Source organism: Achromobacter sp. FW305-C-28 (assembly GCF_058783235.1).
The window spans coordinates 1-22030 of sequence record NZ_JBYSYL010000007.1 but is presented as its reverse complement, the minus strand read 5'-3'; the positions used below and the strand labels follow the sequence as shown (position 1 = coordinate 22030).

Sequence of the window (22030 nt, the reverse complement as noted above, 5' to 3'; positions counted from 1 at the left end):
GCTGCCGCAGCAACGGCTGTCGCAGCAACGGTTGCCGCCGTGGCATCACCCGCGCGCCGCCATCGCCAGCTTGCCCAATTGCTTGACCAGCCCCGGAAAACGATCGGCGCTGGTGTTGCTGTAGCCGATCACCAGGCCGTTGTCCTGAGGCTGCGGCGTGATGGCGAAGGTCGACAGCGCGTTGGGGTTCATGCCCAGCTTGCGCGCCTGTTCGACGATGGCGCGGTCCGGGAGGTCGGGCGGCAGGCGCACGGTCAGGTGCAGGCCGCTGTGGCCGCCCAGCACCTCGTGGTCGACCCCCAGGTGCTGCGCCAGCGCGTCGCGCAGCGCCGCCTGGCGGTCGCGGTACAGCCGCCGCATGCGGCCCAGGTGGCGCGAGAACTGGCCGTTTTCGATGAAGGCGGCCATGGTCAGCTGTTCCAGCCGGTGGCCGCCGCGCAGCATTTCGATGATCGACGGCATGGCCGGCCCGGCAATCGCTTGCGGCAGTACCAGAAAGCCCAGCCGCAGGGCCGGGAACATGGTCTTGCTGAAGGTGCCCACATACAGCACCGGGGCGTCGGGCAGCAGGCCCTGCATGGCGGCAATGGGCTCGCCCTGGTGGCGGAATTCGCTGTCGTAGTCGTCTTCGATGATCCAGGCGCCAGCCTGGCGGGCGCGTTCCAGCAGGTCCAGCCGGCGCGCCAGCGACAGCACCGCGCCGGTCGGGTATTGGTGGGTGGGCGTGGTCTGGATCAGGCGCGGGGGCTGCCTGTCCCAGGCGTCATCGGGGATGGCGATGCCGTCGGCGTCTACCCGCATGGCGACCACGTTCAGGTCGCCCGCATGAAACGAGGCCTTGGCGCCGCGGTAGCCGGGTTCTTCCAGCCAGGCGGTGTCGCCCGGGTTGGTCAACAGCTGCACGCACAGGGCCAGCGCGCCTTGCGCGCCCTCCGTGATGACGATGCGGTCGGCGTCGCAGCGCACCCCGCGCGATACGCGCAGGTATTGGGCGATGGCCTCGCGCAGCGCCGGTTCGCCCACGGGCGGGCCGTAGCCCAGCGTGGCGGTGGGGGCGGCCTGCAGGGCGCGGTCTTGTGCGCGGCGCCAGGCATTGATGGGAAACTGCGTCAGGGCCGGGGTGCCGGGGGTGAGCGGCAGCGCGCCGTCGTTGGGCGCGCGGGTGGCCACGATGCGCGACAGCCGCTGGGCGGTGCGAAACGCGGGCGCTTCGGGCGTGGCGGCCTGCTTGGCGGCGCTGGCCGCCGCCGCCGACAGGGGCGCGACCCGGGTGCCCTGGCGGTCGGCAATGACATAGCCTTCGGCCGTCAATTGCTCGTAGGCGATCAGCACGGTGTTGCGGGAAATGGCCAGCTCGTCGGCCAGCACGCGCGAGGCGGGCAGTTTGCCGCCGGCCGGCAACTGGCCGGCCAGGATGGCCTGTTTCAGGCGCTGGATGAGCTGGCGCTGGCGCGGCAGCGCGCCGGGCCCGCGCGCCAGGGGGCTGGACAACAAACCGGCACCGTCTATCATGGCTCTATTAAATTCAGGGATCGTGGTGCTTTTTATCATGCCACGATTTCGCTATCGTGAGTGCATGCCAGGGCCGATTGCCATCATGCAACGGCCCGGCTTGCGTCGCCACCGCCGGCGGCGTTTCCCCACCTGGATGAGGCCAGCAGCATGCAACCCCGCGTCAATGCTTACCAACAACCCGTCGGCCCCGACTTGCCTGACTGGACGCCGCGCCCGCGTCCGCCGGTCACGCCCATCGAGGGCCGCTACTGCCGGCTGGAACCCCTGTCGGCCGAGCGCCATACGGCCGACCTGTTCCATGCCTTCAGCCAGGCGCCGGACGGCAGCGACTGGACCTACATGACCGCGGGCCCGTTTCCCGACGAGGCCTCCTACCGCAAGTTCGCCGAACAGCACCAGGCGCAGCCGGGCAGCGATCCGCTGCACCACGCCGTCATCGACCTGGCCAGCGGCCGCGCGGTCGGCTCGCTGTCGCTGATGCGTATCGACCCCAACCATGGCGTGATCGAAGTGGGCCACGTGGCGTTCTCGCGCCTGCTCAAGCGCACCCGCATCGCCACCGAGGCGCAATTCCTGCTGATGCGCCGCGCGTTCGACGAGCTGGGCTATCGCCGCTATGAATGGAAGTGCGACAGCCTGAATGCGCCGTCGCGCTCGGCCGCCGCCCGCCTGGGCTTTCAGTTCGAGGGCATTTTCCGCCAGGCCATCGTGTACCGCGGCCGCAGCCGCGACACGGCCTGGTTCTCGATCATCGACAGTGAATGGCCTGCCTTGCGCACCGCCTACGAACGCTGGCTCAGCCCCGACAACTTCGATGCCGAAGGCGGCCAGCGCCAGGGCCTGGCGGACCTGATCGCCCAGGAAAAGGCCGCGTGCGCCTGATCCCGGTGGCATTGGCCCTGTTCTGGGGCCTGAACTGGCCGGCGGTGAAGATCGTGCTGTCGATCTGTCCGCCGTTCACCCTGCGCCTGTTGGGTCTGGGCAGCGGGGCCTTGCTGCTGCTTGCGCTGGCGCGCGCCAAGCGGCTGCCCCTGCTGCCGCCACGCGACGCGTGGTTGGGCATCGTGGTGGGCGGCATCCTGGCCGTGGCGGTGTTCAACCTGGCGGTCGCCTGGGCGCAGCTCAGCACCAGCACGTCGCGCGCGGCGGTGCTGACCTTCACCATGCCGATGATGTCGGCGCTGTTGGCCTGGGCCGTGCTGGGCGAACGCCTGGACCGCCGCCGCGGGCTGGCCTTGCTGCTGGGCGGGGCAGGGGTGGCGGTGCTGGCCTGGCCCGTGCTGCACGCCGTTTTCGCCGAACACGACCTGGCCGCCGCGCGCGGCCTGGTGTTTCCGCTCACCGCCGCCTTCGGGTGGGCCGCCGGCACGGTCTACCTGAAGCGCTGGCCGGTGAGCGGCCACCGCATCGTCATCACGGCCTGGCAGTTGGCGGTAGGCGCGGCCTGCGCCTTGGCCGGCGTGCTGCTGGCCGGCGAATCGTTTCCGCTGCAGGGGTGGGACGGGCGGGTGGCGGCAGCGCTGACCTTCCATATCGTGCTGGGCACGGCGGTGGCCTACTGGCTGTGGTTCGTGCTGAGCGAACGGGTCAGCGCCACGGTGGCGGCGCTGACCACCTTGATGGTGCCGGTGGTGGGGGTGCTGGGCGCGATGGCATTGGTGGGCGACCGTCCGGCCCCGGCCGACTGGTGGGGCTTTGCGCTGGTGCTGGCGGGGGCGGCGCTGATCGTGCTGAACCTGGGGGCAAAGAAAAGCCCGGCGCGCGCGTCGGGCCAGGCAATCGGCAAGGGTCAGGCTCAGGGGCGCGGCGGCCGCCGAAACTTCTCGCGCAGCAAGCCCGCGCCGCTGACCAGCGAAATGCCCGCCAGGACCATCACGGCGCCGACCACGAAGGCGCCATCCAGCGGTTCATCCAGAATCAGCACGCCGAACGACACGCCGAACAGGGGCGTCATGAACGACAGGATGGACAGGCGCGAGGCGAGATAACGGCGCAGCAGCCAGAACCACGCCAGGTAGCTGGACAGCGCCACCACGACCGACTGGAACGCCACGCTGAGCACGGCCGCCTGCGTGTAGAGGATGCCAGCGTTGCCGGTGGCCGCGGCATAGCCCAGCAGCAGCACGGCGGCGACGGCCATCTGGTAGAACAGGGTCTTGGCCGGCGCGGCTTCCGACAGCGCGGTGCGGCGGATCGCCACCGTGGTGGCGCCCCACAACAGCCCGGCCAGCAAGCCCAGCGCGTCGCCCAGCAGCATGTCGCTGCCGCCGGCCTGCGGCTTGCCGTTGCCCAGGAAGGCCACGGCGATGCCGCCGAACGCCACCGCCACGCCCAGCCATTGCAGCGGCGCCATGCGTTCTTCGGGCATGCGCCAGTGCAGGCCCAGCGCGGTGAAGATCGGCGCGGTGTACAGGAACACCGACATGTGCGAGGCCGTGGTGTAGACCAGCCCCTGCGCGACCGCCAGGAACTCCAGTCCGAACAGCAGGCCCACCAGCAGGCCGGCGCCCAGGGTGCCGTCGCGCAGCGCCCGCCCGCCTTCGGCCCGCCACACCACCCCCGCCAGCACCAGCGCGGCAAAGGTCGAGCGCAGCCCGACCTGCATGATGGGCGAAATGTCGGCGGCCACCAGCTTGATGGCGATCTGCTGGAACCCCCAGCAGATGCACAGCAGCAGCATCACGCTGTTGGCCAGCGTGTCCAGCGGACGGCGCAAGGGCGTCATGGCAGGCCCTGGCTCAAGGCAGTTCGGCGGGGTAGCTGTCCAGCGCCAGGCCGATCTGCTGGCGCAGGTCCCATTCGGCCAGGGTGGCTTGCACCGGGCCGAAGAACGCGCCGTCGCGCGTCACGAACATGGCGGGCAGGTGAAAGACTTCATAGCGTTCGACCAGGCCGCCGTTTTCGCCGGCATCCACCCAACAGACGCGTTCGACCGGCAATTCCAGCTTGGGCAGCTGTTCGCGGGCAATGCGGCAGGTGCCGCAGGTGCGGCTGTGGAACACCAGTAGCGACAGCCCGGGGGCGTCCAGCAGGTAGCGGTCGGCGGTGCTGTCGTTCAGTTCAATCTGTTCCATGGCGTCCGTGGGGGTCTGGGTGGCGCAAGCTTAGCGCGACAGGACTCGATCCAATTCAAGCACCGTCTGGTACAGCACGCGGGTGCCGTCCAGCAGCTGGGCCGGTTCGATCCATTCTTCGGGGCAGTGACTGCGGCCGTTCAGGCAGGGGATGAAGATCATGCCGATGGGGCCGGTGGGCGCCATGTAGACCGCGTCGTGGCCCGCGCCGCTGGGCAGGCGCATGCTGGCGTAGCCCAGCTGGTCGGCAGCGGCCTTCACCGCGTCCATCACCAGCGGCGCGCAGTCGGTGGGCTGGGCGCGGCTCAGCTGGGTGAAGCCGGCGGTCAGGCGCAGCGCCTTCAGGTCGTCGGCCACCGAGGCCATCAGCGTTTCGGGAAATGCGTCCAGCACCGCATTGCTGTCGCTGCGCATTTCCAGCGTCAGTTCGACGCGGCCGGGCACGGCGTTGGCGGCGTTGGGCGTCATGGCCAGCTTGCCCACGGTGGCCACCACGTAATGCGGATTGCCGCTGGCGGCACTGGCCTGGCGGCTGGCGGCGTCGATGAGGCGGGCCGCGCCCACCAGGGCATCGCGGCGGATGTCCATGGGCGTGGTGCCGGCGTGGTCGGGCTGGCCTTCGACCACGATCTGCACGCGGCGGATGCCGACGATGTTGGTGACCACGCCGATGGGCAGCTGGCGGCTTTCCAGCACGGGGCCCTGTTCGATGTGCAGTTCGACGAATGCGGCCGTGCCGTGGGCGCCGCGCAAGGGGGCGTTCAGCGCGGCCGGGTCGCCGCCGATGCGGGCGATGCCCTGCGCCAGCGTTTCGCCATCGGGGTTGCGGGCGGCCAGCATGTCGGCGCTGAGCTGGCCGCTGAGCGCGCGGCTGCCGACACAGGAAATGCCGTAGTCGCTGGGTTCTTCGGACAGGAAGTCGATGACTTCGAAGTCGTGTTCCAGTTCGATGCCGTGTTCCTGCAGGGTGTGGGCGACTTCGATGCCGGCCAGCACGCCGATGATGCCGTCAAAGCGCCCGCCGCTGGGCACGGTGTCGCAATGCGAGCCGGTGGCAATCGGCTTGCGGCCAGGGTTGCGGCCGGCGCGGGTGCCGATCAGGTTGCCGCCGGCATCCACACGCGTGGTCAGGCCCGCGGCTTCGAATTCGGCGCGCAGCCACTGGCGGGCTTGCTGGAACAGCGGCGAGAACGCGCGGCGGGTCCAGGGCTGGTCGGGCAGGGTCAAGCGCGACAGGGTCTGGACGCGAGCCCACAGGCGGTCGGCGTTCAGGGGCGGAAAGACGGGCAAGGCAGCGGTCGAAGCGGCGGGGGAGGAAGGCGAGGCAGGCATGGCGTAAGGCAGGGGGTGTTGCGGAAAAGGCATCGGCGATTATGGCATGTCACCCCTATGGCATGTCACGCCATTACCTCGTCGCCACCAGCCCCAGTTGCGCGCGCCGGGTCCAGCGCTGCATCATCAGCACGGCCACCACCGCCAGCCCGATGGCCAGCCCGCTCCAGATGCCCACGCCGCGCCAGCCAGCCTGGAACGCCAGCCACGCGCCGCAAGGCAGGCCCACGCCCCAGTAGCCGATCGCCGCATAGATCATCGGCACGCGGGTGTCGTGCAGCCCGCGCAGCATGCCCGCGCCCAGCACCTGCGCGCCATCCACGATCTGGAACACCGCTGCCACGGCCAGGTAGCTGACCGCGAAGGCCAGCACCCGCGCATTGGCCGGGTCGTGCACGTCCATGAACACCGACACCAGCGCATAGGGCACGGTCACCATCAGCAGGGCGGCGATCACCATCGCGCCGATACCCAGGCTGAAGGCCGTCCAGCCGGCGCGCGCGGCCGCGGGGGCATCGCGTGCGCCCTGGGCGTAACCGACCCGCACGGTGGCCGCCTGCGCGACACCGTAGGGAATCATGAAGGTCACGCTGGCGATCTGGATGGCGATGGCGTGCGCGGCCAGTTCCGCTTCGCCCAGCCAGCCGATCAGGAAGGCGGCGGCGTTGAAGATGGTGACCTCGAAGGCGGTGGCCACCGCGATCGGCAGGCCCAGTTTCCAGAACGCCTTCAGGCGCGGCCAGTCAGGCTGGAACAGGTCGCTGAAGAGGCGATAGCGCCGGAAGCGCCGGTCGCGCAGCACCACGATCACCATGCCCAGGAACAGGCACAGGCTGGCCAGCGCGCTGGCCACGCCCGCGCCGATCAGGCCCAGCGCCGGAAAGCCCAGGTTGCCGAACACCAGCACCCAATTGCCCAGCACGTTGAACAGGATCGCGCCGATCGCCACGATGAAGGCCCAGCGCGGCTGTTGCAGCGCGGCCATGAACGAGCGCAGCACCAGGAAGCCCAGGAAGGGCGGCATGGCCCACAGCAGCGCGCGCAGGTACTGGCCGGCCAGCGCCGCCAGTTCGGGCGGCTGGCGCAAGAGGATCAGGATGTGTTCGCCATACCAGAGCGCCAGGCAGCCCGGCACGGAAATCAGCACGGCGCTCCAAAAGCCCTGGCGCACCGTGCGGCGCACGTCGCGCACCGAGTTGCGGCGTGCGCCCTCGGCCCGCGCCGCCATCGGCGCCGTGGCGCTGACCAGGCCCAGCGCAAAGAAGGCGATGGCCGAATACAGGTTGGCGCCCAGCGCGCTGGCGGCCAGTGGCTGCGAGCCCAGGTGGCCGATGAACATCACGTCCGTCACGGTCATGGCGATCTGGGCCAGATTGGTCAGCACCAGCGGCAGGGCCAGCAGCAGGGTGGCAACCAGTTCACCTTTCCAGGCGGCGCGGCGAAGGGCGGGCATGCGATGTCTCTTGTTATAGGAGCCCGCATCTTAAACGCCCGTCGGGGTTAACCCGAGGATGCCCCCATGCCTGTCCGGGGCATCACGAGGCGCGCGCCGTCACCGCTGCCGCCACACCGGCTCGCGCTTTTCCAGAAACGCGCCCACGCCTTCGCGCGCTTCGTCCGAACTGCGCACGGCTGCGATGCGTTCGACGGAATCGGCGATCAGCGCCGCGTCCAGCGGCTGCCCGGCGAAGTCGCGCACCAGCCGCTTGCTGGCCTGCACCGCCTGCGGCCCGTTGTCGCACAGCGTGCGGCAGATCGTCTCGGCCTCGGTGTGCAGTTGATCGGCGGGCACCACGCCGTGCAGCAGCCCCATGCGGAACGCGGCGGCGGCATCAAAGCGTTCGGCGGTCAGGAAGTAGCGGTTGGCCGCGCGTTCGCCCAGGGCGCGGATCACGTAGGGGCTGATGGTGGCGGGCAGCAGCCCCAGGCGGGTTTCCGACAGGCAGAAGTGGGCGTGGTCGGCGGCCACCGCGATGTCGCATGCGGCCGCCAGTCCCAGGCCGCCCGCATACGCGTCGCCATTGACGGCGGCCACCACCGGCTTGGGGCAGGACCACACGGCGCGCAGCATGTCGGCCAGGCGCCTGGCGTCGGCGCGGTTGTCGGCGTCGGTCAGCGTGGCCATCTTGCGCATCCAGTTCAGGTCGCCGCCCGCGCAGAAGGCCTTGCCCGCGCCGGTCAACAGCACCACCCGCACCGCCGGGTTGTCGCCCGCCTGATGCAGCGCCGTGGTCAGGGCGGCGATCAACGTCTCGTCGAAGGCATTGCGCACGTCGGGCCGGTTCAGGGTCAGGCGGGCGATGGGGCCGTCGTGAACGACCTGGAGCGGGGCGGGCGAGGTCATGCGGGTCTCCTGGTAATTGATACGTCCTCAATTATTAACCTGGAACCTGGAGCCGAATCCATAGGGTAATACGCGGGTTCTGGATGGGCTGCCGATAAATATTGAGTTATCCTCAATAAAACAGAACGATGGAGCGAGACATGAGCCTTACCCCCGCCCGCGATGCCGCGGCGCGCTATGCGTCGGTGTTCCGGCCCGGCCTGTTCGACGGCCAGACCGTCATGGTCACGGGCGGCGGCAGCGGCCTGGGCCGCTGCACCGCGCATGAGTTGGCCGCGCTGGGCGCGGGCCTGGCGCTGGTGGGCCGCAAGCCCGAGAAACTGCAAGCCGTGCGCGACGAGATCGTGGGCATCTACCCCGAAGCCGCCGGCCGTATCACGCTGCACGCCTGCGACATCCGCGGCGAAACCGGCGTGCGCGGCGTGGTGGCGGATGCGCTGGCCGCGCATGGCGCCATCGACGGCCTGTTCAACTGCGCGGGCGGCCAGTTTCCCGCGGCGCTGGAAGACATCAGCTTCAACGGCTGGAATGCGGTGGTGCAGAACAACCTGCACGGCACCTTCCTGGTCGCGCGCGAGGTCTATGTGCAGCACATGCGCCAGCACGGCGGGGCCATCGTCAACATGCTGGCCGACATCTGGGGCGGCATGCCCGGCATGGGGCATTCGGGCGCGGCCCGCGCGGGCGTCTGGAACCTGACCGAAACGGCGGCCTGCGAATGGGCCCATGCCGGCGTGCGCGTCAATGCGGTGGCGCCCGGCTGGATCGCGTCCAGCGGCATGGACAGCTACGACGAGGGCTATCGCGCCGTGCTGCGCGACCTGAAGACCAAGGTGCCGCTGCAGCGCTTCGGCACCGAAGCCGAGCTGGCCGCGGCGGCGGTGTTCCTGCTGTCGCCAGCCGCCGCCTTCATCAATGGCAGCGTCATCCGGGTGGACGGCGGCGTGCCCAACGCCCGCCATTCGTGGACGCTGCCGCCCGCACAAAGAAGCCAGGCCTACGACGGCTTTCCTCAGTATTCGCCGCCGTCCTTGTTTTCGGAAGATTGAAGCCGATGCAGGGCGTCTTGCACTTCGCCGCGAAACCGCGCCAGCGCCAGCGCGTCGCGCTGCGGCGGCTGCAGGGCCTGCCACAGGAAGTCGACCAGCTGGTCGGCGGTGGCGGCCACGTCGACTTTGGCGTGGCGCAGGATGGCGTCCCACAGCACGTGTTCCATCGGGCCGTACACGGCCGACCGCAACAGCCGCAGCGGCATGTCCTGGCGGATGTGGCCGTCGGCCTGGCCCTGCGCCAGGATGCGCATCAGGGGCGCGGTGTAGCGCCGCTGCAGGCCGGCGTAGACTTCACCGAAATCGTCGTTGCGGGCGCGGCCTTCGGACAGGATGAAGGCGCACAGCCCGGTGCCTTCGGCCAGCAGGTGGCGCAGATGGGCGTGCACCAGGTAATGCAACTGCGCCCGCGGGCCCTGCACGTGCGGCAGCTTGTCTTCGACCTTGGCGATGATTTCGTCGTACCAGTCGCTGATGACGCGCACGCACAGTTCGCGCTTGCCGCCAAAATACGTGAACACCGTGCCTTCGGACACGCCCAGCCGCTGCGCGATTTCGGTGGTGGTGGCGGCCTGGAAGCCCGCTTCGGAAAACACCTGCCGCGCCACCCGCAGGATGTCCCGGATCCGTTGTTCGGACTTGGCGCTGGCCGGCAGGCGGCGCATCGGGACGGGAGCGGCTTTTTCCATGGGTGCGGCGGCGGGGCTGTGCGGTGGTCGACGGCCCCTATCATAACGACACGAACACAAGAATAACGACACGGAGACGAAATCATCATGCTGTCCAGAACCGACACCTACGCGCAATTGGCGGACACCTTCCAGTGGCGCATTCCCGCGGCCTACAACATCGGCGTGGACGCCTGCGACAAGTGGGCCGACGGCAGCGGCCGCCTGGCGCTCATCCACGAAAAGAACGACGGCACGCAGACCCGCTACAGCTTCGACCAGATCAAGGCGCGCTCGAACCAGCTGGCCAATGCGCTGCGGCGCCAGGGTGTGCGCCGCGGCGACCGCGTGGCCGTGTACCTGCCGCAGGCGCCCGAGACCGCGGTGACGCACATCGGCGTGTACAAGCTGGGCGCCGTGGCGGTGCCGCTGTTCACGCTGTTCGGCGTGGACGCCATCCAGTACCGGCTGGCCGACAGCGGCGCCACGGCGCTGGTGACCGACGCCGAAGGCTGCCGCCGCCTGGCCGAGATCCGCGCCACTCTGCCGGACCTGAAAGTGGTCTATTGCATCGACGGCGCGGGCGAGGGCGGGGCGCTGGCGTTCCATGCCGCGCTGGACGCCGAATCGGACGCGTTCGACCCCGTGGAGACCGCGGCCGACGACCCCGCCGTCATCATCTACACGTCGGGCACCACCGGTAAACCCAAAGGCGCGCTGCATGCGCACCGTGTGCTGCTGGGCCACCTGCCTGGGGTGGAGATGTCGCACGAATTCTTCCCGGAACAGGCCGCGCTGATGTGGACGCCGGCCGACTGGGCCTGGATCGGCGGCCTGCTGGACGTGCTGCTGCCGGCCTGGCACCACGGCGTGCCGGTGCTGGCGCGGCGCTTCGAGAAATTCGATGGCGCGGCGGCCTTCGACCTGATGGCGCGCCATGGGGTCACGCATACCTTCCTGCCGCCGACCGCCCTGAAGATGATGCGCGGCATGGCCCAGCCGCCCGCGCCCGGCGCGCTGGCGCTGCGCTCGGTGGCCAGCGGCGGCGAATCGCTGGGCGCCGAGCTGATCGACTGGGGCCGGCGCGTACTGGGCGTGACCATCAACGAGTTCTACGGCCAGACCGAATGCAACATGCTGGTGTCGTCATGTTCGTCGCTGTTCGATCCGTGCATCGGCGCCATCGGCCGCGCGGCGCCCGGCCATCGGGTCGCCATCGTGGATGACCAGGGCATCGAAATGGCCGATGGCCAGGAAGGCAACATCGGCGTATTGCGGCCCGACCCCGTGATGTTCCTGGGCTACTGGAACAACCCCCAGACCACCGCCGAGAAGTTCGCCGGGGATTATCTCTTGACCGGCGACCAGGGCGTTCGCGATGCGGACGGGTTCATCCGCTTTGTCGGCCGCAACGACGACGTAATCACCAGCGCGGGTTACCGCATCGGGCCGGGGCCCATCGAAGACTGCCTGCTCGGCCACGCTGCGGTGCGCATGGCGGCGGTGGTGGGCGTGCCCGACGCCGAGCGCACCGAGATCGTGATGGCCTATGTCGTGCTGCACGACGGCATCGAAGGCGACGATACCCTCGTCAAGGCCCTGCAAGCCCACGTGCGCACCCGCCTGGCAGCCCACGAATACCCGCGACGCATCCGCTTTGTAACCACTTTGCCCACCACGGCCACGGGCAAGATCATTCGCAGGGCGCTGCGCGACGGGGGCTACGAGTAGGCCGTCTCAACCCGTGACAATCTCGTCCGTCTGGTCGGGTTGACGGCCGACCCAGCGCTGCAAGTATGATGGCGCAAACATGTATACGGCCCCATGCAATCGGGGCCGTATCGCCATTAGCCTTAGTATGGAGATAACCCTGATGAATAAGCCCTTGGACGGGGGCCTGGCGGCCTTGAACGTACCCGCATACGTCAAGCACCGCGGCCTGATCGACTGGGTCGCCAGCGTGGTGGCGCTGGCCAAGCCGGATCGCGTCGAGTGGTGCGACGGTTCGCAGCAAGAATACGACCGCCTGTGCGAACTCATGGTCCAGTCCGGCACGATGCGCCGGCTCAATCCCGCCAAGCGCCCCAATTCATTCCTGGCCTGCTCCGACCCGTCCGACGTGGCGCGCGTCGAAGACCGCACCTTCATCTGTTCGGACCGCGCCGAAGACGCCGGCCCCACCAACAACTGGGCCGATCCCGCCGAAATGCGCGACACCCTCAATGGCCTGTTCGACGGCGCCATGCGCGGCCGCACGCTGTACGTGGTGCCGTTCTCGATGGGCCCGCTGGGTTCCGACATTGCCCACATCGGCGTCGAACTGTCCGACAGCCCCTACGTGGCCGTCAACATGCGCATCATGACGCGCATGGGCAAGCAGGTGTACGACGTGCTGGGCGCCGATGGCGAATTCGTGCCGTGCGTGCACTCGGTCGGCAAGCCCCTGGCCGCCGGCGAAGCCGACGTGGCCTGGCCCTGCAACCCCACCAAGTACATCGTCCACTTCCCCAAGACTCGCGAAATCTGGAGCTTCGGCTCGGGCTACGGCGGCAACGCGCTGCTGGGCAAGAAGTGCTTCGCGCTGCGCATCGCGTCCACCATGGGCCGCGACCAGGGCTGGCTGGCCGAACACATGCTGATCCTGGGCGTCACCTCGCCCAAGGGCCGCAAGTACCACGTGGCCGCCGCGTTCCCGTCGGCCTGCGGCAAGACCAACTTCGCCATGCTGATCCCGCCGCAAGGCATGGACGGCTGGAAGGTCAGCACCATCGGCGACGACATCGCCTGGATCAAGCCGGGCGCCGACGGCCGCCTGCACGCCATCAACCCCGAGGCCGGCTATTTCGGCGTGGCCCCGGGCACCAGCGAGCAGACCAACTTCAACGCCATGGCCACGCTCAAGGCCAACGTCATCTTCACCAACGTCGCCCTGACCGACGACGGCGACGTCTGGTGGGAAGGCATGACCGACACCCCGCCCGCCCACCTGATCGACTGGCAAGGGCAGGACTGGACCCCGGCCATCGCCCGCGAAACCGGCCGCAAGGCCGCGCACCCCAATGCGCGCTTCACCGCGCCCGCGGCGCAGTGCCCGTCCATCGACCCCGAATGGGAAAACCCCCAGGGCGTGGTCATCGACGCCTTCATCTTCGGCGGCCGCCGCTCCACCACCGTGCCGCTGGTCACCGAAGCGCGCAACTGGGTCGAAGGCGTCTACATGGCCGCCACCATGGGCTCGGAAACCACCGCCGCCGCCGTCGGCCAACAGGGCGTGGTGCGGCGCGATCCCTTCGCCATGCTGCCGTTCTGCGGCTACAACATGAGCGACTACTTCAACCACTGGCTCAAGCTGGGCAAGCTGCTCGAAGCCGCTGGCGCCACCTTGCCGCGCATCTACTGCGTCAACTGGTTCCGCAAGGGGCCCGACGGCAAGTTCGTCTGGCCCGGCTTCGGCGAAAACATGCGTGTGCTGCGCTGGATGCTCGGCCGCATCGACGGCCAGGCCGGCGGCGTGGACCAGGTGTTCGGCGTGTCCCCCAGCTACCAGGACATCGACTGGACCGGCCTGGAATTCAGCCCCGACAAGTTCGACCAGGTCATGTCCGTCGACGCCACCGCCTGGCGCGACGAACTGGCCCTGCACGACGAACTCTTCGGCCAACTGGCCCAGGGCCTGCCCGACGACCTGCCCGCCACCAAGGTCAAGATCGAAGGCCGCCTGGCCGCCTGACGCGGCTGGCGCGTTCGCAGCCCAAGCCGCGCACGATGACGTGCGCGGCTTTTTCGTGGCGGCGAGTCCGAGCCGGCACCGGACCCCGTGCAATGCATCGCACCGCAACGAACTACGGCACAATCGTCCCATGAAACTCGACGCCCAAGACCTTGCCAAAATCACGTCCCTGACGCTGGCCCACTACGAAGAAAGCGCCCAATCCTTCGAGGCCGGCACCCGCGACCACGACGTCAGCCAGAATATCGCCGCCTTGCTGCGCCACATCGAAGGCCAGGCGCCGCTCGACATTCTCGACCTGGGCTGCGGCCCCGGCCGCGACCTGAAAACCTTCGCCGCCCTGGGCCACCACCCCGTCGGCCTGGACGGCACCCCCAGCTTCGTCGAGATGGCCCGCCAGGCCAGCGGCTGCGAAGTCTGGCACCAGGACTTCCTGCACCTGTCCCTGCCGCGGGCGCGGTTTGATGGCATCTTCGCCAACGCCGTCCTGTTTCATGTCCCCGGCCAGGAACTGCCTCGCGTCCTGACAGACCTGCGCGCCGCGCTCAAGCCGCGAGGCGTCCTGTTCAGCTCCAACCCCCGCGGCGGCAACCAGGAAGGCTGGAACCGCGGCCGCTACGGCGCCTACCACGACCTGGACGGCTGGCGCGCCTTGCTGCAGAACGCGGGCTTCGAGGAGCTTGAGCATTACTACCGCCCCGACGGCCTGCCCAGGGAACAGCAGCCCTGGCTGGCCAGTGTATGGCGCCGCGTGGATTGAATACGAAGCCCCGGAAATCTTGATTCGCAGTGTGATCGGGAGCGTGGCAATGAAAACGGGAACATGCCTTGCATCCCTCAAATGGTGTGCGCTGCTTGGGCCGCTGCTCATGGCCGCCACCGGATGCGCAACACGCGACGCCCCGAGTGCCGCAATCGTGTCGGGAGCCGGCACGCCGGACGGCAGCGTGATGGTCGTCGGCCCGCAGTTCCTGACCGCGCCGGATGTCGAGAAATTCTCGTAGTCCGCCAGTACCTTGATGTGGACCCAAGAGGGCTGGAAAAGCGGCGAGCCCGCCATCGGCCCCGCGCGACGAAATGGAAGTACCAGCTTGACGGCGGTCCGCCCTATGTCGCGTCGCAAAACCCTGCCGAGGTCGAGGCAAGATACGCCAGGAAGATCGTGGTGTATCTGCTGGGCTAGGCGGACACCGATCCCTATACCCATTTCATCGACCGCTCCTGCGGCGGCATGGCGCAAGGCCCCAACCGACTCGCGCGCGGCCGCGCCTATTTCGACTGCATGAAGAACCGGCACCCCGCCGCCTTCAATCAGCGCGTCGTGGAATTGCCGGGCGTGGGGCACGACAACCTGGGGATGTTCACGTCGGCCTGCGGCATCGCCGTGTTGTTCGACCGCCCGGTGCCGGCGACTTGCGCGGCGAAACGGCAATAAGCCACGTGGATCAGAACCGAGGCAGCCAGACTACCGTGGCTGCGGGAACACACCATGGCCAGATGTTTTCAAGGCGCCCAAAGATGCATAGAGAGACACTTGTGCAACGCATACGCAAAGTGCTCTTGACGCGGGAGGAATAAAATCAATTTCTGTACCATTTACCAGCCCATTGCCAATTGTTACTGGTCTGATGGTTGTTGGGAATAGAGCGGTATCCACAATTATTTCCAAAGAGGGGCAGCCTCTACAGGATTTTCAACTTTCAACAAACTCTGAGGATGCCATGTTAAAGAAAATATTCCTTGTAGGGGTTATGGTCCTCAGCGGGTGTGACATGAACCCTATGAAAAAATGAAGCAACCAACAAGAGAGTAGGGGATATGTAGTGATGCTGGCTAAGGCTGAGGGGGACCCAAAAACAAAAATATTGCCTGAAGTGGATTTCGTTGTCAGTCCGAGCGCACTAGCAGAGGTAAAAAAAAATCGCAAAGCCATCTGCCGAAATTGAACAGGTCATGGTGGCTCATTGTGATTCGTGGAATTGATTGTTTCATTATCATGGTAAAGAAATTGGGCGTCGTTCTGGCACCCTATTTTCTCCAAGGGAAAAATATCAACGGCTTGTCCGATCAACATTGCGCCGAATCCACCGTGCTGTCGAGAGAAAAATGAACGAATATGAAATCGACTATGTTTTTATAAGAGGCCGGATTCTGGCACTTCTGGAGACTTACGAGGGGGTGCTGGATAGGGAAGCTGAGGAATCAGTCCATCACCTCATCGATCACGATGAATATGAAATGGGTTATGAGGGAGTATTCATCGAGTTGATGAAATCAGGCTTCAATCCTAATGATATTGAATTTGATGTTTATATAAAAATTGGAAAATTACTTGGCCTGGACACGGGGGGAGTGTTTGAATATGAATTCTGGAAAAAATTGACGGTCTATGCTGAAGGATTTGGTGTCGAAATATAATCATAATATCCGATTGTGGAATAACGTGATTCAGGTGGGGGCGTAAATAAGGTGTCATGCTAAGTTTTTTGCCCAGCGAAAACGCGCTTTGGCGGCGATCGGTCTGATATTTTCGCTCTTGGACACTGCGTCGGTAGCCTGCCCTGGTCGACTGGAAATACCAGGTAACCGCAAATCTGGCCATTGCCATGGCGGCACTCAGGCCAGCCCGGTGCCGCGTTTTGCCTTAAACGTCGCTACCCATGAGCAGGCTGAATATTCTGTATTTCATATTTGAAAAAAACGGCGGAGAGCCATAGTCGTGAAACGAGCCATATTCCTGTTCTGGGGCAGCATGGACCTGCTCCTCATCGTCCACTTTCTCTGGACCAGTATTGGTCAGGGGCGTATTCCAGTCTATTCCGACCTCATTTCGTTCAGTCAGCTCGACCAGCCGTTCTGGCCCGCTGGCCTGCTGTTGGGCCTGTCGTTATTGCTCACCCTATCCATGATGGTCTCTGCCTTCCTGTTTCTGCGCGGCGACCGGCATGCCCGGTTATGCGCCTATATGCAAGAACCGCTTCGCGTGCTGCTGGCGATGCCTTCCCTGTCATTTATTCCCTGGCTGCTCTCATATAGCGGGGTTGGGAGTCTGGTCCTGAGCGTCACGTTGCTGCTCGGATCCGAAGCTCTGAAGATTCTGAGTCTTTACTTGAGCGGACGTTCTGACCAGCAGCAGGCCTTCGCTAGATAGTGGCGACTTTCACGTCATCCATCTCCCCAGCTCAGATGGCCGAACCAACCAAAGAAAAGAAAGATGAGAGATGGAGGGGGGAAGGATGAGGGGGGGCGCGAAGCGCTGGTGGCGGTTGCGCCGGTGAACACGATTGATGCACGAGACGTACACTTCAACCGGTATAGGTATTACGATCCAGAGGTCGGGCGGTTCATCAGCAAGGATTCCATCGGGTATGCCGGTGGGGTGAACCTGTTTCAGTATGCGCCTAATCCCATCTCGTGAATCGATCCGCTGGAGCTAACTCCATGCATTTCTACCAAAATTCATGAAGGTGCCCAAGGAAAGCATATTCCTGGACATAACAACTACACTCAAGGAAAAAGCATACTGAATTCCGATGCTCAAGCGCTATTGGATCGCTATCACGCCGGAAATGTGGAAAGCGTTAGGCCGATAACTGGCAACAAAGTCAAGGTTGACTTTGGCGATGTAATTGGAACTCATATGGATCCCGCCGGAGCAGGTACGCCAACATCTTGGGGCATAATCCGTAGTGGCGGAAAGGGTGCTCACATTGTTCCCGCCTTGCCTGATACCATACCGTGATCCAAGGTGAATGGAAATGAATGAGGTAAATTTAAAGTTAATTATTTTTACATCTTTTATCGGTGCAATAAGGGAAGGTGTTCGAGCAATTGCATACGATTACTGTGAGGATTCCATATCTATATATGGATATATGGGCAGAAATCCAGATGATGGGGACTATGATGCGATAGATGTGGCAATTACTGAGATTATGGCATTCTGTCCGCAGTTTTCCAGGCAGAAAATAGAGCTTGTAAAAACGGAGGAGCCAGTTGGAAAACTAAATCCACATAAAGGATGGATTTTTGTTCGGCACGAGGATTGAAGTGCGCTTTTGATCTGTCCTTGTAAACGAAGGGCTGCTGCCAACGCGGCCCTCTAGCTCGTCTACTCGGCAGTGATGGTCAGCCGCCCCTGTTCGACGGCGATCTTGACGCGCTGCCCTACTTCAAATCCCGCATGCTCAGTCCATCGCCCCGCCAGCTTCAATTTCGGCAAAAAATGGGCTGCGTTGCAGCCCATTGGTGTTTACTCCGAAGTAATAGTAGCCTGCCGTGTTCCACATTGATCTTGATGCGTTGTCCTATCCGAAATCCCCCCTGTTCAAGCCATCGTCCAGCAAGCCTGATACAGGCAACCGATGTGTAGCGTGCCTTGGAGAAAGCCGGTTGCATCGCATAAAGCCCGCTGTAATGCGGTGGTCGCCATGACTGATGAATGGTCACGAGTCGCTCCGTGACGGGTGGACGTGGTTTAGAATCGGCCTTAGCCATAATCAACTCCCGTTTTGAGTTGGTGGTGGTCAGCGGATGGCGAGTGTTCTAGCACTCACCGCCCGCGCTTCATTCGCGGTAACACAGTTATTCAAATAACCCTAGATAATCGTGTGCCGCAGTCAAAACACTAAATAAAACCTCTCGGGTATACAAGCACGAAAACATAAAACCTCTCGGGTATACAAGCACGAAAACAGGCGTAAACAAGCGTGTTCAGGCGTAAACGATGAGGTGTTAGGCCGCACATCCTGGACCCGTAAAAGCGTGCGCGTTCGCGCCGTGGCACCAAATGGCTTATGACATCACACCAGCAATGCCCAAATAAAAATCCGCCGTCGGCAAGCGGTGCAAGCCGCCCTGTCGTCTTGCACCGCATGCCCCAGCGGGACAAACCAGCGGCCGTCAAGGCTACCCTCCGGCGCGCTGCGCGCGGCCTTGAAGGGGAAAGAAGCCAAATGCGCTACTCTTAAAGCTAGAGGATATCTTGCTGGATTGGGTGGGGTAGCGGGTTCGCCTACCAATATTCCAAAGTCAAGAAAGCGATGGGGGAGTTGCAATGCACGAACAACGTACAGAAATACTAGAAGCTGCATACAAGCTCATCGAAGACTTTTTGTCTCGCATGGGAGTCGGTGACTATATTTATCTTAAAGAAAAATACGGTGTAAGTGATGCGGTTGCGGACGAAATAAAAGATTATCTTACTGTCAATTTAAACAAAGAGATTGCCGTAATTTCTCCTCCCCCACACGATATCGCTTTTTTCCCAAGTGGGGGTCGGACACCATTTGCTGCATATGGGGATGAGGGTGAAAATTTTTGCTGGAGAGTCGAGTGTTTACTTTGGATTGATGGCTGCAAAAGTGAAAATACGGTCTTCTTTGATTTATTTAATAAAAATGGAACATTTCAAATTGAATATCTTTATCTTGGGTCCTAAGGTGTAGTGACTCATGCAACGGATTAAAAAAAACAATACCTGAAATGCCCGTGGCCAGTTGATGCAGTTCACCGATGCGGCCGGTCAGGTGACCCGCTAGCGCGAGTGATAGGCAAAACAGTAGATGCGATCCATGCAGCTGAGACGGAATTGGCGCGAACTTTTCCTAAGTCGTTCTCGGATTGGCTACTGGACAACAACGGCAAAGCATTGGGTGCTTTGGTTGTGTTTCCTGTATTCGATGCACGCGATCCCCGCAAAACGTGGGAGTCGATAGTTCGTCACTTCAACGAGGATTGGCAAGAGTGGCGAGACAACTTCTCAGGTAGCTCTATCGACCTCTCTCAGTTGCTACCGTTTGCGGAATTTGGAACGGGGGATTATTACTGCTTCGACTACGGAACGCTTGGTGACGTCGGAGAGCCTGTTGTAGTTCTTTGGTCGCACGAGACAGGGCAGGCGTCAGCGATTGCTGATAGCTTCGCGGCCTTCCTGACTACGCCCGGCCGACCGGGATAACGATGAAGGAAGCAATCCGCCCGACAGAGGGCCACGTGGCGGCTGGATTCAAGGGCCTAGGCGTGGGCGGCAGTACTGCCCTGACGGACGGTACGCCCCAATACGACATCGACAAACCCCATTAGGGAAATGAGCAGGACCATGTGCACGAGTGGCTTAGTGGTGTTCGTGAAGAACCGGGTCGGCCTGTGTCGCCATGGCCTAGACCGGCATCTGGGGCAGGTGGTTAAGCATCATTTTAGGAATATTTATGAACTTCATGGAAAGCCGGTTGTTGGGCATCCAGATGGATGAGGCGGGCCACGACGTGGTGTTGTCGATTATTGACACTAGCGGCGCAAAGTTTGCCCTGCAGTTGCATGGCGTCAAGAGGCTACTGGTCAACGATTTTCGTCAGCAAAACGTCATTGAAGATATGACGCATTGGGTGACCGGGGAGCCAACGATTGAACTTCGAGAAGCGGCGTTCGCCTTGATGACTGGTGTCGAGGAAAAGGACTGCGAGACGCAGCTAGCGACGATTGCGCACAACGTTGTCGAAAGAGTCGTTCGTGGCGAACTGCAGATGATGGAAATCACGGCCATCTTCGGCGCGCAAATCCTTGTTTCGTTCACGTCGATGACTGTTTGCCCTCAGACTTGAATAACACAAAAATAGCGAACCAGACTACGCCTTAAAGGGAATAACAAACCGGAACATATCTTCCCTACATTCGACTCACACACTACGGGGATAAACGTTTGTAAGTCGACTACCCCTACGATGGGCTGGGCGCGCGCACCACGCACTACGTGTATGAGCCAGGCAGTTTTGTGCCGCTCGCGCAGGCGGTGCGCGAAGACACCCTCGCGCTGCTGGATGAACCGGTGTACGGCGACAACTACCGGCAGGATGAAGACCCGCTGTGGCTACCGCTCCCGCCTGCCCCGCCCATCGACCACATGGCGTGGTACCAGTGCGATCACCTGGGCACGCCGCAGGAGGTCACCGATGAAAAGGGCGAGATTGCATGGGCGGCAGAGTACCGCGCGTGGGGTGTGGCAAGGGAGGCAATACGGAAAGCGTCGGGCAATACGCCCATCACGAACCCGATCCGGTTTCAGGGGCAGTATCATGATCTGGAGACCGGGCTGCATTACAACCGCTACCGGTATTACGATCCTGAAGTGGGGCGGTTCATCAGCAAGGATCCCATCGGGTATGCAGGCGGGTTGAACCTGTTTCAGTATGCGCCTAATCCGGTTGAGTGGATCGATCCGCTGGGGTTGCATGATGTTCTCGCTTCTAGCGATTTGGTTTGCCGAGGGGGAACATGCCTTGCATCACAATTTGAAACAGGAAGCGGAGTAGCGAAAGGCACAAATGGAAAGATTTCCGGCATCTCAACTCGAGCAAAGCCGGGAGCATCTTTGGGAACATTGGCTACACCATATAGGAATGGGCAAGTAGGTGTTGCTACGGTAGCGGACATTGAGGCAAGCGGCGGAAAAATTACGTTGGATGGGAGACTTAATTCTTCCAGCGGAACTCACATCGCAAATCATGCAACCGTTGATAATTTAACGCCAGAACAGGCTAAGAAATTGTTTGGCCCCGCCGGAGAAAATCCGGTGCCAAAATCGCAAAGAGGAAATATCTGTGGACTTTGCTAAAAAGGATTATAGGCCGAAGGAGTTACGTGTCTTCGCTGATATCGATAACGAACGACCTTTCGATGAGGATATCGTTGGCCTTACACAGACCGATGAGGTAGTTGGTTTTTTAGGCCACAGATTTTCGATAAGAGAAGGCGAATATATATATATTTACATGGACTGCGGTGATGGAGATTACGTATTTTCTGAGGGGGTAGTGGTTCGGAATCCATATTTCAAGATGCCCTATAAGTGGTGTTGCAAATTGTTGGGCGAGATTGAATATATGTCTGAGTATGAAAGGCGGTTCTCTGATGCTGAAAAATGATGAACTGACCCTAACCCAGTTTTTAGTACCGATCTAAATTAGAGAAATCCGGCATGATTTCACCATATGGAATAGGAGCCATGCCGTGAAGAGATCGAAATACACCGAAGAGCAAATCGCCTTTGCGCTGAAGCAGGCCGAACTGGGAACGGCCGTACCCGAGGTCTGCCGCAAAATGGGCGTGAGCGAAGCGACTTTCTACAACTGGAAGAAGAAATTCGGCGGGCTTGGCCCCTCGGAGTTGCGGCGGCTGCGCCAGCTTGAAGAGGAGTGCAATCGCCTTAAGCGCCTGGTCGCGGACCTGTCGCTGGACAAGGCAATGTTGCAGGACGTTCTGGCAAAAAAGCTCTGAAGCCTTCGCGGCGCCGCGTACTCGTGGATGATCTGATGAAGCGC

The 22030-nt window shown here is 63.2% G+C and carries 24 protein-coding genes and 4 pseudogenes; 19 read left to right on the top strand and 9 right to left on the bottom strand.

Annotated features, from left to right (window positions below; all coding sequences use genetic code 11):
• Nucleotides 1–45: 45 nt before the first annotated feature.
• The gene (gene pdxR, locus AC3WMR_RS17910) at nucleotides 46–1551 is read right to left on the bottom strand and encodes a MocR-like pyridoxine biosynthesis transcription factor PdxR (protein ID WP_492265578.1); all 1506 of its coding nucleotides are present in this window, start codon (nucleotides 1549–1551) and stop codon (nucleotides 46–48) included.
• Nucleotides 1552–1662: 111 nt separating this feature from the next.
• Here pdxR and AC3WMR_RS17905 point away from each other — a divergent pair, with 111 nt between their 5' ends.
• Together AC3WMR_RS17905 and AC3WMR_RS17900 are read left to right on the top strand one after the other, a co-directional pair.
• Nucleotides 1663–2397 (top strand): GNAT family N-acetyltransferase, encoded by a 735-nt coding sequence (locus AC3WMR_RS17905; protein WP_492265577.1) that lies wholly within the window; start codon nucleotides 1663–1665, stop codon nucleotides 2395–2397.
• Nucleotides 2388–3233, top strand: a pseudogene (locus AC3WMR_RS17900) (DMT family transporter); the annotation flags it as partial. The gene AC3WMR_RS17905 and the pseudogene AC3WMR_RS17900, both read left to right, overlap by 10 nt.
• Nucleotides 3234–3310: 77 nt before the next feature.
• Here the strand turns inward: AC3WMR_RS17900 and AC3WMR_RS17895 are convergent.
• The 5 genes from AC3WMR_RS17895 to AC3WMR_RS17875 all read right to left on the bottom strand — a co-directional run bounded on the left by AC3WMR_RS17895 (nucleotide 3311) and on the right by AC3WMR_RS17875 (nucleotide 8265).
• Nucleotides 3311–4240 (bottom strand): DMT family transporter, encoded by a 930-nt coding sequence (locus tag AC3WMR_RS17895; RefSeq protein WP_492265576.1) that lies wholly within the window; start codon nucleotides 4238–4240, stop codon nucleotides 3311–3313.
• A 13-nt stretch (nucleotides 4241–4253) separates the two neighbouring features.
• Complete coding sequence (locus AC3WMR_RS17890; RefSeq protein WP_175192475.1) at nucleotides 4254–4589, bottom strand: thioredoxin family protein; 336 nt, start codon at nucleotides 4587–4589, stop codon at nucleotides 4254–4256.
• A gap of 30 nt (nucleotides 4590–4619) precedes the next feature.
• A complete protein-coding gene (gene ertE / locus AC3WMR_RS17885; RefSeq protein WP_492265575.1) occupies nucleotides 4620–5921 on the bottom strand; it encodes an N-carbamyl-l-glutamate amidohydrolase ErtE in 1302 nt (433 codons plus the stop codon).
• A gap of 73 nt (nucleotides 5922–5994) precedes the next feature.
• Nucleotides 5995–7374, bottom strand: coding sequence for an MATE family efflux transporter (locus tag AC3WMR_RS17880; RefSeq protein ID WP_492265574.1), 1380 nt, complete (start codon nucleotides 7372–7374; stop codon nucleotides 5995–5997).
• Nucleotides 7375–7473: 99 nt separating this feature from the next.
• The gene (locus tag AC3WMR_RS17875; protein ID WP_492265573.1) at nucleotides 7474–8265 is read right to left on the bottom strand and encodes an enoyl-CoA hydratase/isomerase family protein; all 792 of its coding nucleotides are present in this window, start codon (nucleotides 8263–8265) and stop codon (nucleotides 7474–7476) included.
• Between the two features lie 140 nt (nucleotides 8266–8405).
• On the opposite strand from AC3WMR_RS17875, the gene AC3WMR_RS17870 reads away from it, so the two are divergent.
• Nucleotides 8406–9314 carry an SDR family oxidoreductase gene (locus AC3WMR_RS17870; RefSeq protein WP_492265572.1) on the top strand — a complete coding sequence of 303 codons (909 nt, stop codon included), beginning with the start codon at nucleotides 8406–8408 and terminating at the stop codon, nucleotides 9312–9314.
• On the opposite strand, the gene AC3WMR_RS17865 is transcribed toward AC3WMR_RS17870, so the two are convergent.
• Nucleotides 9278–10003 (bottom strand): TetR/AcrR family transcriptional regulator, encoded by a 726-nt coding sequence (locus AC3WMR_RS17865; protein ID WP_492265571.1) that lies wholly within the window; start codon nucleotides 10001–10003, stop codon nucleotides 9278–9280. The genes AC3WMR_RS17870 and AC3WMR_RS17865 overlap by 37 nt on opposite strands.
• Before the next feature lie 87 nt (nucleotides 10004–10090).
• On the opposite strand from AC3WMR_RS17865, the gene AC3WMR_RS17860 reads away from it, so the two are divergent.
• From AC3WMR_RS17860 to AC3WMR_RS17815, 10 genes and pseudogenes are all read left to right on the top strand, one after another.
• Nucleotides 10091–11713, top strand: coding sequence for an acyl-CoA synthetase (locus tag AC3WMR_RS17860; RefSeq protein ID WP_492265570.1), 1623 nt, complete (start codon nucleotides 10091–10093; stop codon nucleotides 11711–11713).
• 142 nt (nucleotides 11714–11855) lie between these two features.
• Nucleotides 11856–13712 (top strand): phosphoenolpyruvate carboxykinase (GTP), encoded by a 1857-nt coding sequence (locus tag AC3WMR_RS17855; RefSeq protein ID WP_492265569.1) that lies wholly within the window; start codon nucleotides 11856–11858, stop codon nucleotides 13710–13712.
• Nucleotides 13713–13842: 130 nt separating this feature from the next.
• On the top strand, nucleotides 13843–14472 hold the full coding sequence (locus tag AC3WMR_RS17850) for a class I SAM-dependent DNA methyltransferase (RefSeq protein ID WP_492265568.1): 630 nt from the start codon (nucleotides 13843–13845) through the stop codon (nucleotides 14470–14472).
• A 49-nt stretch (nucleotides 14473–14521) separates the two neighbouring features.
• Complete coding sequence (locus tag AC3WMR_RS17845) at nucleotides 14522–14716, top strand: hypothetical protein (RefSeq protein WP_492265567.1); 195 nt, start codon at nucleotides 14522–14524, stop codon at nucleotides 14714–14716.
• A 59-nt stretch (nucleotides 14717–14775) separates the two neighbouring features.
• Nucleotides 14776–15147: pseudogene (locus AC3WMR_RS17840) on the top strand (alpha/beta hydrolase); the annotation flags it as partial.
• Between the two features lie 671 nt (nucleotides 15148–15818).
• Entirely contained in the window at nucleotides 15819–16130 is a 312-nt protein-coding gene (locus AC3WMR_RS17835) for a hypothetical protein (protein WP_492265566.1), read from the top strand.
• Nucleotides 16131–16431: 301 nt separating this feature from the next.
• Entirely contained in the window at nucleotides 16432–16863 is a 432-nt protein-coding gene (locus AC3WMR_RS17830; protein ID WP_492265565.1) for a hypothetical protein, read from the top strand.
• 147 nt (nucleotides 16864–17010) lie between these two features.
• A pseudogene (locus AC3WMR_RS17825) lies at nucleotides 17011–17127 on the top strand (RHS repeat-associated core domain-containing protein); the annotation flags it as partial.
• 3 nt (nucleotides 17128–17130) lie between these two features.
• Nucleotides 17131–17454, top strand: coding sequence for a polymorphic toxin type 50 domain-containing protein (locus AC3WMR_RS17820; RefSeq protein ID WP_492265712.1), 324 nt, complete (start codon nucleotides 17131–17133; stop codon nucleotides 17452–17454).
• A 16-nt stretch (nucleotides 17455–17470) separates the two neighbouring features.
• A complete protein-coding gene (locus tag AC3WMR_RS17815; protein ID WP_492265564.1) occupies nucleotides 17471–17761 on the top strand; it encodes a MafI2 family immunity protein in 291 nt (96 codons plus the stop codon).
• Between the two features lie 62 nt (nucleotides 17762–17823).
• Here the strand turns inward: AC3WMR_RS17815 and AC3WMR_RS17810 are convergent, their stop codons facing one another.
• Together AC3WMR_RS17810 and AC3WMR_RS17805 are read right to left on the bottom strand one after the other, a co-directional pair.
• Entirely contained in the window at nucleotides 17824–17958 is a 135-nt protein-coding gene (locus AC3WMR_RS17810; RefSeq protein ID WP_492265563.1) for a SymE family type I addiction module toxin, read from the bottom strand.
• Nucleotides 17922–18110 carry a SymE family type I addiction module toxin gene (locus AC3WMR_RS17805; RefSeq protein ID WP_492265711.1) on the bottom strand — a complete coding sequence of 63 codons (189 nt, stop codon included), beginning with the start codon at nucleotides 18108–18110 and terminating at the stop codon, nucleotides 17922–17924. The genes AC3WMR_RS17810 and AC3WMR_RS17805 overlap by 37 nt, the downstream gene beginning before the upstream one ends.
• Nucleotides 18111–18768: 658 nt before the next feature.
• Here AC3WMR_RS17805 and AC3WMR_RS17800 point away from each other — a divergent pair.
• From AC3WMR_RS17800 to AC3WMR_RS17775, 6 genes and pseudogenes are all read left to right on the top strand, one after another.
• A complete protein-coding gene (locus AC3WMR_RS17800) occupies nucleotides 18769–19152 on the top strand; it encodes a hypothetical protein (RefSeq protein ID WP_492265562.1) in 384 nt (127 codons plus the stop codon).
• 105 nt (nucleotides 19153–19257) lie between these two features.
• Entirely contained in the window at nucleotides 19258–19671 is a 414-nt protein-coding gene (locus AC3WMR_RS17795) for an SMI1/KNR4 family protein (protein WP_492265561.1), read from the top strand.
• 250 nt (nucleotides 19672–19921) lie between these two features.
• Entirely contained in the window at nucleotides 19922–20314 is a 393-nt protein-coding gene (locus tag AC3WMR_RS17790; RefSeq protein ID WP_492265560.1) for a hypothetical protein, read from the top strand.
• A gap of 170 nt (nucleotides 20315–20484) precedes the next feature.
• Nucleotides 20485–21324, top strand: a complete 840-nt coding sequence (locus AC3WMR_RS17785) for an RHS repeat-associated core domain-containing protein (protein WP_492265559.1) — start codon at nucleotides 20485–20487, stop codon at nucleotides 21322–21324.
• Nucleotides 21311–21634: a hypothetical protein gene (locus tag AC3WMR_RS17780; RefSeq protein ID WP_492265558.1), complete on the top strand. Its 324-nt coding sequence runs from the start codon at nucleotides 21311–21313 to the stop codon at nucleotides 21632–21634. Before AC3WMR_RS17785 ends, AC3WMR_RS17780 begins: the two co-directional genes overlap by 14 nt.
• 85 nt (nucleotides 21635–21719) lie before the next feature.
• A pseudogene (locus AC3WMR_RS17775) lies at nucleotides 21720–22030 on the top strand (transposase); the annotation flags it as partial.